This is a genomic window from Streptomyces sp. NPDC093544, assembly GCF_040683495.1.
Taxonomy (GTDB): Bacteria; Actinomycetota; Actinomycetes; order Streptomycetales; family Streptomycetaceae; genus Streptomyces.
Window position 1 is genome coordinate 381,569 of sequence record NZ_JBFBEA010000002.1, and the last position, 12,695, is coordinate 394,263.

The following is a 12,695-nucleotide window of genomic DNA, read 5'->3' on the forward strand; positions in this document are numbered from 1 at the left end:
CTCGCGTGTTCTCTCGTGCTCTCGGGGTTCTGTCGTGCTTCTCAGACGGTTTCTCGTACGGCGCGGGCAAGGGTGCGGAGCCCCTCGTCCAGCTCCTCCGGCGTGATCGTCAGCGCCGGAAGCAGCTTGACGACCTCGCTCTCGGGGCCCGAGGTCTCGATCAGCAGCCCGAGTTCGAAGGCGCGCTGCGCGATGCGTCCGGCGCGCTTCTTGTCCTTGAACTCCAGGCCCCAGACGAGGCCACGCCCCCGGTACTCCTTGATGTCGGCGAGGTTCTCCTCGGTGATGGAGATCAGCGCCTGCTCGACCTGCTCGCCGCGGGCGCGGGTCTGCTTCTCCATTGCGGAGCCGTCGGTCCAGTACGTCTCCAGGGCGGCGGTGGCCGTGACGAACGCGGGGTTGTTGCCGCGGAAGGTGCCGTTGTGCTCGCCCGGCTCCCAGATGTCCAGCTCGGGCTTGAACAGGCAGAGCGACATGGGCAGTCCGTAGCCGGAGATGGACTTGGAGACGGTGACGATGTCGGGCACGATCCCCGCCTCCTCGAAGGAGAAGAACGCCCCCGTACGGCCGCAGCCCATCTGGATGTCGTCGACGATCAGCAGCATGTCCTGCCGCTCGCACAGCTCGGCCAGCGCCCGCAGCCACTCCGGGCGCGCGGCGTTGATGCCGCCCTCGCCCTGCACGGTCTCGACGATCACGGCGGCGGGCTTGTTGAGCCCGGAGCCCTGGTCCTCCAGGAGCCGCTCGAACCACAGGAAGTCAGGGATCTGGCCCTCGAAGTAGTTGTCGAAGGGCATCGGGGTGCCGTGCACCAGCGGGATGCCGGCGCCGGCCCGCTTGAACGCGTTGCCGGTCACGGCGAGCGAGCCAAGGGACATCCCGTGGAAGGCGTTGGTGAAGGACACGATGGCCTCGCGCCCCTTCACCTTCCGGGCCAGCTTCAGCGCGGACTCGACGGCGTTGGTGCCCGTCGGACCAGGGAACATGACCTTGTACGGCAGGTCGCGCGGCCGCAGCACCACCTTCTGGAAGGATTCCAGGAACGCGCGCTTGGCGGTCGTCGACATATCGAGACCGTGGGTGACACCGTCCCGCTCCAGATAGTCGATCAACGCCCGTTTGAGTACGGGGTTGTTGTGCCCGTAGTTGAGTGACCCGGCGCCCGCGAAGAAGTCCAGGTACTCATGACCGTCCTCGTCGTACATACGGCTGCCCTGCGCACGGTCGAAGACGGTGGGCCAGCTGCGGCAGTAGCTCCGCACCTCCGACTCCAGGGTCTCGAAAACGCTCAGGTCGGGCTGGGTGATGGTCACAGTGAATCTCCTCCTGGGAGACGGAAGTCGTGGGGGTTCAACGGAAGTTGCGGGGGTTCAGAAGTCGTGGGGTTCACAACGACAGTGGCCCGATGCGGTACAGCACCTCGGGGTCGTGCGAACCGTCCGGGAACTGCCCTGCCTGGAACAGCACTTCACGCTCGACGTCCGCGCCGTGGCGGCGCGCGTACGAGTTGAACAGCCGCTCGGAAGCGGTGTTGCCCGGCGTGATGGTGGTCTCGACGGCGGTCATCCGCTGCTCCTGGGCGACCCGCGCGGTCAGCCCGTCGAGCAGCGCCGCGGCGAGACCCCGCCCGCGGTACGCGCCGTCGACGGCCACCTGCCACACGAGCAGCGTGCCCGGACGGTCGGGCCGGACGTACCCGGTGACGAAACCGACGGGCACGCCCTGTGTGTCCCGAGCCACCGCCGACGTACCGGCGAAGTCACGGCACCACAGCAGATAGCTGTACGAGGAGTTCAGGTCGAGGGTTCGGGAGTCCTTGGCGATACGCCAGAGCGCGGCCCCGTCGGCCACCTCCGGACGGTCGATCCGAAGGCTCTCCGGCATTTCCACGAATTCCGCTTGCGGGTGTGCGTGTGCGGCGGTCATGCGGAGTGAATTTACCCAGGGAAATTCGAAATCGCATCGTCGTGCGGGGTTACGTACGAAGCGCCCACGTGTTATCACGCGGGCGCGGACGGCTCGCACTTCGGCTCGTTTTGGTCCGTTTTTAACGGTAAAAATAGGCAGTAAGCGGACGCCCTGTGGAGTGTGTCACAGCCACGAAATCACCACGAGATGCGCCCGAATTACGAGGTTGGCGTTCGCGGAATCTTAGCGTTTAGGCACCAGAAAAGCGGGCAGGAGAAAGTGGGAAGCTGCACTGAATTAATAACTGAATAAGCAAGTGTATTCAGCCCGTCCGGCGTTTGAGGACGAGGCCGTTCAGGCCGATAAGGGGGGTCTGGGGGCGAAGCCCCCAGGGGACGGGAATGGGTAGGGGCGGAGGGGGCGAAACAACCCCCCATCCCTCACCCCCACGCATCCGCCACAACCCGCCGCGCCGCCTCAAGGTCAACGACCGCCCCCACCTCGCCCAGCGCAGCACCAAGCGCCGCAAGGCTGGAGTGCACGACCCCCCGGGTCGCGTCGGGCCCGTAGTGGTTCACCCGGATCATCGCCTTCGCGAGCGCACCCCCGCCCGCGACCAACGGCAGCACCGGATCCGCGGCCAGCGCCCTGGCGACAACCCCGGACGCGTCGACCCCCGACGGCGTCCGCAGCGTCGTGGCGACGGGCGCCGCGTCGGCAGCCTCGCACACATACGGCTCAAGCCCCCCGCCCAGGGCAAGGGCCCCCGCCCGGGTCGCCGCCGCGGCCGACGCGTGCCGTGCCATCACTGCGTCGAGCCCCTCACCCTCGATCCGCTCGACACACGCCTCAAGTGCCAGCATCTCCAGCTGCGCGGGCGCGTGCAGCAGCGCCTTACGGCCCCCGTCGATCCACCGCTCCTTCCAGTCGAGGAGCGAGAGATACGACCGGCGCGGCGCCAGCGGGTTCGCGGCCATCCGCGCCCACGCCCGGTCGCTCACCGACACGGCCGACACCCCGGCGGGCCCGCCCATCGCCTTCTGCGCCCCGATCACGCACAGGTCGACACCCCACGCGTCCGGCAGCACCGGCTCGGCGCCGATCGAGGCGACGGCGTCGAGGTAGAAGAGGGCGCCGTGTTCCCGTACGACCTCGCCGATCTCCGCGACGGGGTTCGTGTTGCCCGTCGCCGCCTCGGCGTGCACCAGCGACACGAAGTCGATCGACGGATGCTCGGCGAACGCCTCCCGCACCTGCGCGGCGGTGACCGCCGTATGGAACGGCACCGCCAGGTCGATCACCGTCGCCCCGCAGTCCCGCAGCCAGTCCCCGAAGGTCTGCCCGTACGGACCGGTGATCACATTGAGCGCGGTCGTGCCGGGTCCAGCCGTCCCGCGGATGGCCCCCTCCAGGGGAAGCAGCGCCTCGCCCTGCATGATCACGACGTCCTGCTCGGTGGAGAGCAGTCGCGCCACACGGTCCTCGATCGCCGCGAAGTGCGCCGCGCCGAGCGGGGCCAGGTCCAGGAAGGGGTGGGTCACGACGGTGCTCTCTTCGCTCACAGGGTCTAACGAGGCCCACGAGGGGCAATGAATCGGATGGGTCAGAGCGTAACCGGCGCCACTACTCAGCCTCGGACCGGCGACTTCTGAGGCCGGACGGCTCAGTGACCATCGGATTGGTTTGAGTGCCTCAAACCTTTCCTTATAATCAGAACCCACTGTCCCCCACAGGAGGTCCCCCGTGAACTCGGTCCTCGGACGCCGATCCCGCTTTCTGGCCGCCACCACCGCGACGGCCGGGCTGCTGCTCGTGGCCGGCTGCTCCTCGGACGACGGCGGCTCGACCACCGTCAAGGGCGTCAAGCTCGTCAAGGCGGGACAGCTCACCACCTGCACCCACCTCCCGTACCCGCCCTTCCAGTCGGAGATCGACGGCAAGGTGCAGGGCTTCGACGTCTCGCTGATCGACCTGGTCGCCAAGGACCTGGGCGTGAAGCAGGAGTTCATCGACACGCCCTTCGAGAACTTCAAGACCGGCGCGTTCCTCAACTCCGGCGAGTGCGACCTCGCCGCGGCCGGCATGACGATCACCGACGAGCGCAAGAAGAACGTCGACTTCTCGGACCCGTACTTCGACGCGACGCAGGCCGTCCTGGTCGACAAGAAGAGCGGCATCACCTCCTTCGCCGACCTCAAGGGCAAGAAGGTCGGCACCCAGGCGCAGACGACCGGCGAGGACTACGCCACGAGTCACGGCCTCGACCCCGTCTCCTTCGAGTCCTCCGACGCCGTCCTCAACGGCCTGCGCACCGGGCAGGTCCAGGCCGTCATCATCGACTACCCGGTCGTCCAGGGCTGGCTGAAGGACAAGGCCAACGCGGACGCCTTCGAGGTCGCCGACAACATCAACACCGGTGAGCAGTACGGCTTCTCGGTGAAGAAGGGCAACACCGCGCTCGTCGACGCCATCAACAAGGCGCTCACGGACGCGAAGGCCGACGGCACGTACAAGACGCTGTACGAGAAGTGGATCGGCCCGTACGACGAGTCCGCGTCCTCCGCGTCCCCGTCCGCCTCGGTGTCCCCCTCGCCGTCCGACTCGGCCGCCTCCACCCCGTCCGACTCCGCCACCCCGACAGACGCCGCCTCGGCCTCCGTCTCCGCGTCCGCCTCATGAGTGGTACCGACACCCGACTCCAGCCCCGCAAAAGCGGCCTGACCCGGCGTCAGAAGCGCGCGCTGTCACGCGGTGCCCAGTACGTCGTGTTCGTCGCGGCCGTGATCGCCTTCGCGCTCACGGCCGACTGGGGGCAGCTGAAGAACCAGTTCGCGCAGTGGGACCTGGTCACGCAGATGTTCCCGGACGTCATCACGATGGCGCTCAAGAACACCGTGCTCTACACGATGTCCGGCTTCGTCTTCGGGCTCGTGCTCGGCATGATCGTCGCCCTGATGCGGCTGTCCCCGGTGGGCCCCTACCGCTGGGTCGCCGGCATCTACATCGAGATCTTCCGCGGCCTGCCCGCCCTGCTGATCTTCGTGTTCGTGGGCGTCGCCGTGCCGCTCGCGTTCCCGGGCACGGAGATCCCCGGCGGCACGTACGGCAAGGTGGCGCTGGCCCTCGGCCTGGTCTCGGCCGCGTACATGGCCGAGACGATCCGCGCGGGCATCCAGGCTGTGCCCAAGGGGCAGATGGAGGCGGCCCGTTCGCTGGGCTTCTCGCACATCCGGGCCATGGTCTCGATCATCATCCCGCAGGCGTTCCGCATCGTGATCCCGCCGCTCACCAACGAACTCGTCCTCCTCTTCAAGGACTCCTCGCTGGTGCTGTTCCTCGGTGTCACGCTGGAGGAACGCGAACTCACCAAGTTCGGGCGCGACCTGGCGAGCCAGACCGCCAACTCCACGCCGATCCTGGTCGCGGGCCTGTGCTATCTGCTGGTCACGATCCCGCTCGGCTTCGTCGTGCGCCGCCTCGAGACGAAGGCCGGGGAGGCCACCAAGTGAGCACGTCCACGACACCAGAGATCCGTCAGACACCAGAGATCCAGGTCAAGGGCCTGCACAAGTCCTTCGGCGACAACGAGGTGCTGCGCGGCATCGACCTGGAGATCGGCTCCGGCGAAGTCGTCTGCGTCATCGGCCCGTCCGGCTCCGGCAAGTCCACGCTGCTGCGCTGTGTGAACCTCCTTGAGGAGCCCACCAAGGGTGAGGTCTTCGTCGGCGGTACGGAGATCACGCACCCCGATGTCGACATCGATGCCGTACGCCGCCGTATCGGCATGGTCTTCCAGCAGTTCAACCTCTTCCCGCACCTGTCGGTGACCGACAACCTCACGCTGCCGCAGCGCAGAGTCCTGAAGCGGGACAAGGCCGAGGCCGGCCGGATCGCCGCGGAGAACCTGCGGCGCGTGGGCCTGTCCGAGAAGGCCGACGCCTACCCGGCCTCCCTCTCCGGCGGTCAGCAGCAGCGTGTCGCGATCGCCCGTGCGCTGGCCATGGGCCCCGAGGTGATGCTCTTCGACGAGCCGACCTCGGCCCTCGATCCCGAACTCGTCGGCGACGTACTCGCGGTCATGCGGATGCTCGCCAACGAGGGCATGACGATGATGGTCGTCACCCACGAGATGACCTTCGCGCGCGAGGTCGCCGACCGCGTCGTCTTCATGGACGGCGGCGTGATCGTCGAGGAGGGCGCCCCCGCCCAGGTCATCGGCAACCCGAGCCATGAGCGGACGCGCCATTTCCTGTCCCGTCTCCTCGACCCCGCGATGGCGGACGTGGAGGAAGAGGTCTCGGACCAGGTGGGCAAGGGGGAGCAGGGCCCCAATTAGGGTGCAGTGCATGAGCGATCGCACTGTGCTGCACGTGAGGGGACGGGTCCTCGTCGGCCCCGACGACGTCCGCGACGAGCTGTGGGTCGTCGGCGGCCGGATCGCGTACGAGCGCCCCGCCGGCGCCCGTGACATCCGTACCGTCGACGGCTGGGCCCTGCCCGGCCTCGTCGACGCGCACTGCCACGTCGGGCTCGGCCTGCACGGGCCCGTCCCCGCCGACGTCGCCGAGAAGCAGGCGCTGACCGACCGCGAGGCCGGCACCCTGCTGCTCCGGGACGCGGGTTCGCCCTCGGACACCCGCTGGACCGACGACCGCGAAGACCTCCCTAAGATCATCCGCGCGGGCCGCCACATCGCGCGCACCCGCCGCTACATCCGGAACTTCGCCCACGAGATCGAGCCGGAGGACCTCGTCGCGTACGTCGCCCAGGAGGCCCGGCGCGGTGACGGCTGGGTCAAGCTGGTGGGCGACTGGATCGACCGCGGCACCGGCGACCTGAGCGCCTGCTGGCCCCGGGACGCCGTCGAGGCCGCGATCGCCGAGGCCCACCGCCTCGGCGCCCGTGTCACCGCGCACTGCTTCGCCGAGGACTCGCTGCGGGACCTGGTCGAGGCCGGCATCGACTGCATCGAGCACGCGACGGGCCTGACCGAGGACACCATCCCGCTCTTCGCCGAGCACGGAGTGGCGATCGTCCCGACCCTCGTCAACATCGCGATCTTCCCGCAGCTCGCCGACGGCGGCGAGGCGAAGTTCCCCCAATGGTCCGCCCACATGCGCCAGTTGTACGAACGGCGCTACGACACCGTGCGCGCCGCGTACGACGCCGGGATCCCCGTGTACGTCGGCACCGACGCGGGCGGGTCGCTGGCGCACGGGCTGGTGGCGGACGAGGTCGCCGAACTGACGAAGGCCGGAATCCCGCCGGTCGAGGCACTGTCGGCCACGGCGTGGGGCGCAAGGCAGTGGCTTGGACGCCCGGGGCTCGACGAGGGGGCACCGGCGGACCTCGTGGTGTACGAGGAGGATCCGCGGGCGGACGTACGCGTGCTGGCCGCCCCTCGGCGGATCGTGCTGAACGGGTGGGTCGTGGGGTAGGCGCCGGGATCTGTCCGGCGGATCAGGTCGGAGGACGGTTGCGGTGCCTCATTGACACAGGTGAGCGCGGCTTGGTGCGTCGAGCTGCAAGGCGGAGGAGGGCGTCGACGCGATGGGGGTCCCCCCGACCGAGCGAAGCCGAGAGTGGGGGAGTCGGCAACCGACGACAACGCCGCACATCGGCGTGCCGAGCCCCGCGTCTCCGGCATGATCCGCCGGACAGACCCTGGGGCTCTTTCTCAGTTCTGGTCGTCGAGCAGGACTCGCATGCTGTCGACGGCTCGTACCGCCTGTTCCGATGTACGGCGGCCGAGGCCGCAGGCGGTGGCTATGTCCACGCAGCGGCCGAGTGCTCCCTCTACGAGGGCCCGTATCGCCACCTGGTCGCCGGGCGACTGCTCCTCGTGTGCGATTCCGGCCACCACCGATACGTCTGCCGGAACCCGGAGTCGGCGGAGCGGGTCGTAGTAGGCGGCGGAGGTGACGGGGGGTTGATCCCCGCCGGACAGCGGGAGGTGGACGAACTCCAGCTGCCGGCCCCTGGGCCAGCGGCGTACCAGAGCATTGGTCAGGAGCACCTGGGGGGCTGCCGACGACGGTATTTTCAAGGCCCGGTGACCGAGATCTCCGAGGCACAGGTGGACGCCGAAGCGGCTGCCGTGCGGTGCCTTCGCGACCTGGCTGGTCACCAGGCGCGCCATCAGGCGGGCCAGCAGTGGCCGCAGGGGGCGGGGTGCCGACACCACGGCGATGAGGGCGGCGGGCACTTCCAGCTGGAAGACCACGGCGTCGCCGGCCGCGCGGTGGACCTCAGCGATCTGCCCGGCCGTCGCGTCGCGGAACGCGCGGGCGTGCCGGAAGACGCCGATCGGTCCGAAGACGAACAGGGCCATGTCGAGGTAGCCCGGTATGCCGACCTGTAGGGGCAGGTCGGCGGATGCCGGCGCGCCGAGGGTGTCCAGCACGGCCAGCTCCTCCCGCGCGTACTCGCCCAGCCGCATCGGGATGTCGCCGGGCGTGAGGCGGCTGCCGCGTACGACCTTCAGCCGGTCCGTGTCGTCGTAGCCGGTCCACTCACCGTCCTGCACGGTACGGACGTGCGGCAGCCCCTTGAGCGCCTTGACCAGCGGCACGAACCACTGCAGTCGCGGTCCGGTCTCCCCGCCGGACAGGCGCCGTATGCGTCCCGCGAACTCATCCTGCTGCCAGCGGAACGCGGACTTGGCGTCGTCGAACTGCGGCAGGCTGCCGACGAAGTGCAGACGACGGCGGTTGGTCGAAGCCACCTGGGAACACTCCTGGTGTCGTGATGATCGTCGAGGGGGAGAGCCGGTCGGCTCACCGTAGGTCATCGTGCGGCACGCACTTCAGGCCACCCCCGTCCGGCGCTGTGATTGACAGAGCGTGACGGGTTGGTGTGCTGCCTCGTTACGCACTCCGTCCTGCGCGCCCGGCGTCAACCGGCGCGTTCGCGCAGGCTGGGTGAACGGGTGACGGTGGCGAACAGCCGTGTCGTGTGATTCGAAGGAATGCGCGGAATCTCCACGTTCGAGTGAAGTCACCTCGGATTACTGACTGTTCACTCTCAGTGCGTAATTCTTGCCGGGTCCCGAGCTTTCTCTTATGGGGGTCCCACCCTTGAACGCCAACAACTTGCCCATGTCCGCACGCCGTTGCGCCGTCACCGCCGCGACCGTCGTCCTCGTTGCCGGTCCCACGGCGCTGGCCGGCGCGGGGTCCGCGCACGCGACCGACGACACGGCTCAGCAGGGTCGCGCGAGCGCCGTCGTGCTGCGCACCGGGCTCGACGTGTCCCTGCTCAACAAGACTGTGAACGTCCCGCTCGCCGTCTCCCTCAACGAGGTTCAGGCGCCGCAGAGCGCCGAAAAGACCGCGCTCACCGCCCGCTTGGACGGTGTCGACGGCGGACAGCCGTTCACCGTGCTGGGTGCGGAGGTCGCCACGGCGAGGGCGACGGTGTCCTCGGCGAAGGCCGAGGGATACACCAACCTCGCGCATGCGAAGGTCCATGTCCCCGGGCTTCCGCTGCTCTCCCTCATCGAGGTCGAGTCGGTCACGTCGAAGGCGACCTGCGAGGCGGGCAAGAAGCCCGTGGCCACCTCGAATCTGCTGGGCGCGGTCACCGTTCTCGGCAAGAAGGTGACGCTGTCCGCCGGCGGGCCGACCGTGGTGAACGTGCCCGGCGTCGGCGAGGTCCGGCTCGACCTCTCCAAGACACAGACCACGTCCCGTACGGCGGCCGCGTCCGCGCTCGAACTCAAGGTGTCCATCAACCCGCTGAAGCTGAACGTGGCTGAGGTGGAAGGGACGTTGACCTTGGCGGGAGTGACGTGTGAGGCGCCGCCGGCGCCTGCGTCCCCCGAGGCGCCGGTGGCCGACGTGAAGCCGCAGGGGGCGCCTGCGGAGGCGGGGCTTGCCGAGACCGGGGGTGGGTCGATGACGCCGTACGTGGTGGGTGGGGCGGTTGTGCTGCTTGCGGTGGGTGGGGGAGCGGTGGTGATGGGGCGGCGTAGTCGGGGGTGAGGGGAGTTTCTTCGCCCCCTCCGCCCCGTCCCGTCCCGTCTATGGAGGCTGCGCCTCCAGACCCCCGCTGGGGTCAGCCCCTCCGGCGTTTGAGGAGCGGGGGTTTGGGGGCGCAGCCCCCAAGTGACGGGAATGGGAAGGGGCGGAGGGGGCGAAAACCCCCCACCTCAACCCCCAACCACCGTCACCGCCCGATCAAGCGCCTGCAAGAACCGGTTGACAGTCACCCGGTCCCGAACCGCCACCCGTATCCACTCCTCGCCGAGCCCGGGAAAGGTGTCCCCCCGCCGCACGGCGAAGCCCAGCCCGCGCAGCTGACGCCGTACAAGCGCAGCCCGCGGCAACCGCACCAGCACGAACGGCCCCTCCGCAGGCTCGACCACCCGCACCCCGTCCGACTCGAACTCCTTCAGCCCAGCCACCAGATGGGCCCGATCCGCCGCGCCCCGGTGCGCCGCGTGGGCAGCCTCCGCGAGCGCCTGGGAGGACACGCACGCCGACGCCGCGGCAAGCGCGGGCGTGGACACCGGCCACAGCGGCTGGGCCCGCTCCAGCTCCACGATCGTCTGGGGGGAGGCGAGGACGTAGCCGATCCGAAGCCCGGCCAGCCCCCACGTCTTCGTGAGGCTGCGCAGGACCACGAGTCCGGGCACGTCCGTGCGCCCGGCGAGCGCCTCCCGCTCGTCCGGCACGGCGTCCATGAACGCCTCGTCGATGACCAACGTCCGCCAGGGCCGGGCAAGTTCGGCGAGCAGGGCGGCCGGATGGAGCACGGACGTCGGATTGGTCGGGTTCCCGATCACGACGAGATCCGCGTCCTCGGGAACGGCCGCCGGGTCGAGCCGGAAGCCGTCCTCCTCGCGGAGCAGGACGCGGTCGACGGAGTGCCCGGCGTCCCGCAGCGCCGCCTCCGGTTCGGTGAACTGCGGGTGCACGACCACGGGCCGGCGCACCTTCAGGGCACGCGCGAGCAGCACGAACGCCTCGGCGGCACCCGCCGTGAGCAGCACCCGTTCGACGGGCAGCCCGTGCCGTGCCGCCACCGCGGCCCGCGCCTCCCGCCCGTCGGGGTAGGCGGCAAGCCCGGTCAGCGACGCGGCGATCCGCTCGCGCAACCACTCCGGAGGCGTGTCCGCGCGGACGTTCACGGCGAGATCGGTGAGCGCCGAACCGTCGTCACGCACCTCGGCGTCCCCGTGATGGCGCAGATCGTGTCCGTCGCCCTCGGGCGCGTCCTCAGTGTGCGTGGGAGTGGGCATGGCCGTCATGGTGGTGTCCGTGGTGGCCGTTGTGGTGGTCACCGTCGTCGTTCGGGTGGAAGTGCGGCTGCTGGGGCAGACCGACCTTGTCCTCGAAGCCCGGCAGGGCGATGCGGTAGACACAGGAGTCGCAGTTCATCCGCAGGTCTCCCTGGACGGCCTCGCGGTAGCGCTCCATGACGAGGTCGAGCAACTCCGGCTCGGGGCCGATGACATCGGCGGAGCGCACCTCGACGTCCGGGTGCGCGGCCGCCCAGCCCTCGGTCTGCTGGCGCACCCGGTTCGGCAGGATGCCGGTGAAGAGGAAGTAGGGGAGGACGACGATCCGGCGCGCGCCCAACTTCACGCAGCGGTCGAGGCCGGACGGCACGTCGGGCGCGGCCAGCGACACGAACGCCGTCTCGACGCCCGCGTACCCCCGGCCCTCCCACAGCAGCCGCGCCGCCTTGAGCACCTCGGCGTTGGCGTCCGGGTCGGTGGAGCCGCGGCCCACCAGCAGCACGGTCACATCGGCCCGGTCCTGGGGACTGCGGGAGGCGGAGCCGAGGGCCTCGTCGAGCCGCCGCTCAAGGACGGCGAGGAGCGCCGGGTGCGGGCCGAGCGGACGCCCGTAGGTGTACGAGATCCCGGGGTGCCGCTCCTTCTCACGGGCCAGCGCCGCCGGGATGTCTCCCTTGGCGTGCCCGGCGGAGACCAGCATCAGCGGTACGGCGGCGAAACGTCGTACCCCCTGCTCGACCAGCTCGGTCACGGCGTCACCCAGCGGCGGCGGGGACAGTTCGATGAAGCCGCCCGCGACGGGCAGTTCGGGGTTCCGGCGTCCCAACTCCCGTACGAAGGCGCGGAAGGCCTCGGCACCGGCCTCGTCCCGAGTGCCGTGTCCGGCGATGAGCAGGGCGGGGGGCGGGGTGGTCACGATTTCTCCTCAGAAACAGAAACAGGCTCAGAGCCGGAAACAGGCTCAGAGCCGGAAACAGGTTGGTACAGCAGGGCGTTGAACGCCGCCGCGGCGACCGCGGAGCCGCCCTTCTCGGACACGTTGCTGACCGCGGGCAGCCCGCTCGCGCGCAACGCGGCCTTGGACTCGGCGGCGCCGACGAAGCCGACGGGCAGACCGATGACGAGCGCCGGATCGGCGTCCAGCGTCAGCAGTTCCTCCAGAGCGGTCGGCGCACAGCCGATCACCCAGATCGCGCCGGGCCCGACCTCCTCGTACGCGAGCCGGATGGCGTGCGCCGAACGGGTCAGCCCAGGACCGGACTTGGCGTCCTTGAGGCGACAGACCGTGTCGCGGCCGGTGATGCCCGCCGCGACCATCTGGACGTCGACTACGACGGGCGCTCCGGCGTGCAGCCCGGTATGCGCGCGCTCCAGGGCACGTTCGTCGGTGACGAGATCCTCCGCGTACTCCAGGTCGGCCGCGGAGTGGATGACCCGCTCCACGACCGCCCGCGTCAGCGGCGGGAAGTGCGAGGTGTCCAGGCGCGCGCGCAGCCGCCGGAAGGACTCCTGCTCGATGGGGTGCACCACACGTGTCACCCCGGTC

General features: G+C 69.6%; 12 protein-coding genes. 5 read left to right on the forward strand and 7 right to left on the reverse strand.

Annotation, left to right across the window (positions count from 1 at the left end):
• Positions 1 to 41 precede the first annotated feature (41 nt).
• The 3 genes from ectB to AB0N66_RS04055 all read right to left on the reverse strand — a co-directional run bounded on the left by ectB (position 42) and on the right by AB0N66_RS04055 (position 3,449).
• Positions 42 to 1,313 (reverse strand): diaminobutyrate--2-oxoglutarate transaminase, encoded by a 1,272-nt coding sequence (gene ectB / locus AB0N66_RS04045; protein WP_365428275.1) that lies wholly within the window; start codon positions 1,311 to 1,313, stop codon positions 42 to 44.
• Between the two features lie 73 nt (positions 1,314 to 1,386).
• Entirely contained in the window at positions 1,387 to 1,926 is a 540-nt protein-coding gene (gene ectA / locus AB0N66_RS04050) for a diaminobutyrate acetyltransferase (protein WP_365428278.1), read from the reverse strand.
• A gap of 422 nt (positions 1,927 to 2,348) precedes the next feature.
• Complete coding sequence (locus AB0N66_RS04055; RefSeq protein WP_365428487.1) at positions 2,349 to 3,449, reverse strand: aminotransferase class V-fold PLP-dependent enzyme; 1,101 nt, start codon at positions 3,447 to 3,449, stop codon at positions 2,349 to 2,351.
• A gap of 202 nt (positions 3,450 to 3,651) precedes the next feature.
• On the opposite strand from AB0N66_RS04055, the gene AB0N66_RS04060 reads away from it, so the two are divergent.
• From AB0N66_RS04060 to AB0N66_RS04075, 4 genes are read left to right on the forward strand one after another with little or no spacing between them, the layout of a single operon-like run.
• A complete protein-coding gene (locus AB0N66_RS04060; protein WP_365428281.1) occupies positions 3,652 to 4,587 on the forward strand; it encodes a basic amino acid ABC transporter substrate-binding protein in 936 nt (311 codons plus the stop codon).
• Positions 4,584 to 5,417: an amino acid ABC transporter permease gene (locus AB0N66_RS04065; protein WP_365428284.1), complete on the forward strand. Its 834-nt coding sequence runs from the start codon at positions 4,584 to 4,586 to the stop codon at positions 5,415 to 5,417. The genes AB0N66_RS04060 and AB0N66_RS04065 overlap by 4 nt, the downstream gene beginning before the upstream one ends.
• Complete coding sequence (locus AB0N66_RS04070) at positions 5,414 to 6,244, forward strand: amino acid ABC transporter ATP-binding protein (protein WP_365428287.1); 831 nt, start codon at positions 5,414 to 5,416, stop codon at positions 6,242 to 6,244. The genes AB0N66_RS04065 and AB0N66_RS04070 overlap by 4 nt, the downstream gene beginning before the upstream one ends.
• Before the next feature lie 10 nt (positions 6,245 to 6,254).
• Positions 6,255 to 7,346: an amidohydrolase family protein gene (locus AB0N66_RS04075; RefSeq protein ID WP_365428290.1), complete on the forward strand. Its 1,092-nt coding sequence runs from the start codon at positions 6,255 to 6,257 to the stop codon at positions 7,344 to 7,346.
• 239 nt (positions 7,347 to 7,585) lie between these two features.
• Here AB0N66_RS04075 and AB0N66_RS04080 read toward each other — a convergent pair whose 3' ends face one another.
• Positions 7,586 to 8,632, reverse strand: a complete 1,047-nt coding sequence (locus AB0N66_RS04080; protein ID WP_365428293.1) for a hypothetical protein — start codon at positions 8,630 to 8,632, stop codon at positions 7,586 to 7,588.
• Positions 8,633 to 8,984: 352 nt separating this feature from the next.
• Between AB0N66_RS04080 and AB0N66_RS04085 the strand changes: the two genes are divergently transcribed.
• Positions 8,985 to 9,890 (forward strand): SCO1860 family LAETG-anchored protein, encoded by a 906-nt coding sequence (locus AB0N66_RS04085; RefSeq protein ID WP_365428296.1) that lies wholly within the window; start codon positions 8,985 to 8,987, stop codon positions 9,888 to 9,890.
• 167 nt (positions 9,891 to 10,057) lie between these two features.
• Here the strand turns inward: AB0N66_RS04085 and cobC are convergent, their stop codons facing one another.
• From cobC to AB0N66_RS04100, 3 genes are read right to left on the reverse strand one after another with little or no spacing between them, the layout of a single operon-like run.
• Positions 10,058 to 11,149 (reverse strand): Rv2231c family pyridoxal phosphate-dependent protein CobC, encoded by a 1,092-nt coding sequence (gene cobC / locus AB0N66_RS04090; protein ID WP_365428299.1) that lies wholly within the window; start codon positions 11,147 to 11,149, stop codon positions 10,058 to 10,060.
• Positions 11,127 to 12,065 (reverse strand): sirohydrochlorin chelatase, encoded by a 939-nt coding sequence (locus tag AB0N66_RS04095; protein WP_365428301.1) that lies wholly within the window; start codon positions 12,063 to 12,065, stop codon positions 11,127 to 11,129. Before AB0N66_RS04095 ends, cobC begins: the two co-directional genes overlap by 23 nt.
• Complete coding sequence (locus AB0N66_RS04100) at positions 12,062 to 12,688, reverse strand: precorrin-8X methylmutase (protein WP_365428490.1); 627 nt, start codon at positions 12,686 to 12,688, stop codon at positions 12,062 to 12,064. Before AB0N66_RS04100 ends, AB0N66_RS04095 begins: the two co-directional genes overlap by 4 nt.
• Positions 12,689 to 12,695: the final 7 nt, after the last annotated feature.

What these genes read in the sequence shown, in the direction of transcription:
- AB0N66_RS04065 (WP_365428284.1), top strand. Translation starts at nt 4,584, where the DNA reads ATGAGTGGTACCGACACCCGACTCCAGCCCCGCAAAAGCGGCCTGACC.
- ectA (WP_365428278.1), bottom strand. Translation starts at nt 1,926, where the DNA reads ATGACCGCCGCACACGCACACCCGCAAGCGGAATTCGTGGAAATGCCG.
- AB0N66_RS04075 (WP_365428290.1), top strand. Translation starts at nt 6,255, where the DNA reads ATGAGCGATCGCACTGTGCTGCACGTGAGGGGACGGGTCCTCGTCGGC.
- cobC (WP_365428299.1), bottom strand. Translation starts at nt 11,149, where the DNA reads ATGCCCACTCCCACGCACACTGAGGACGCGCCCGAGGGCGACGGACAC.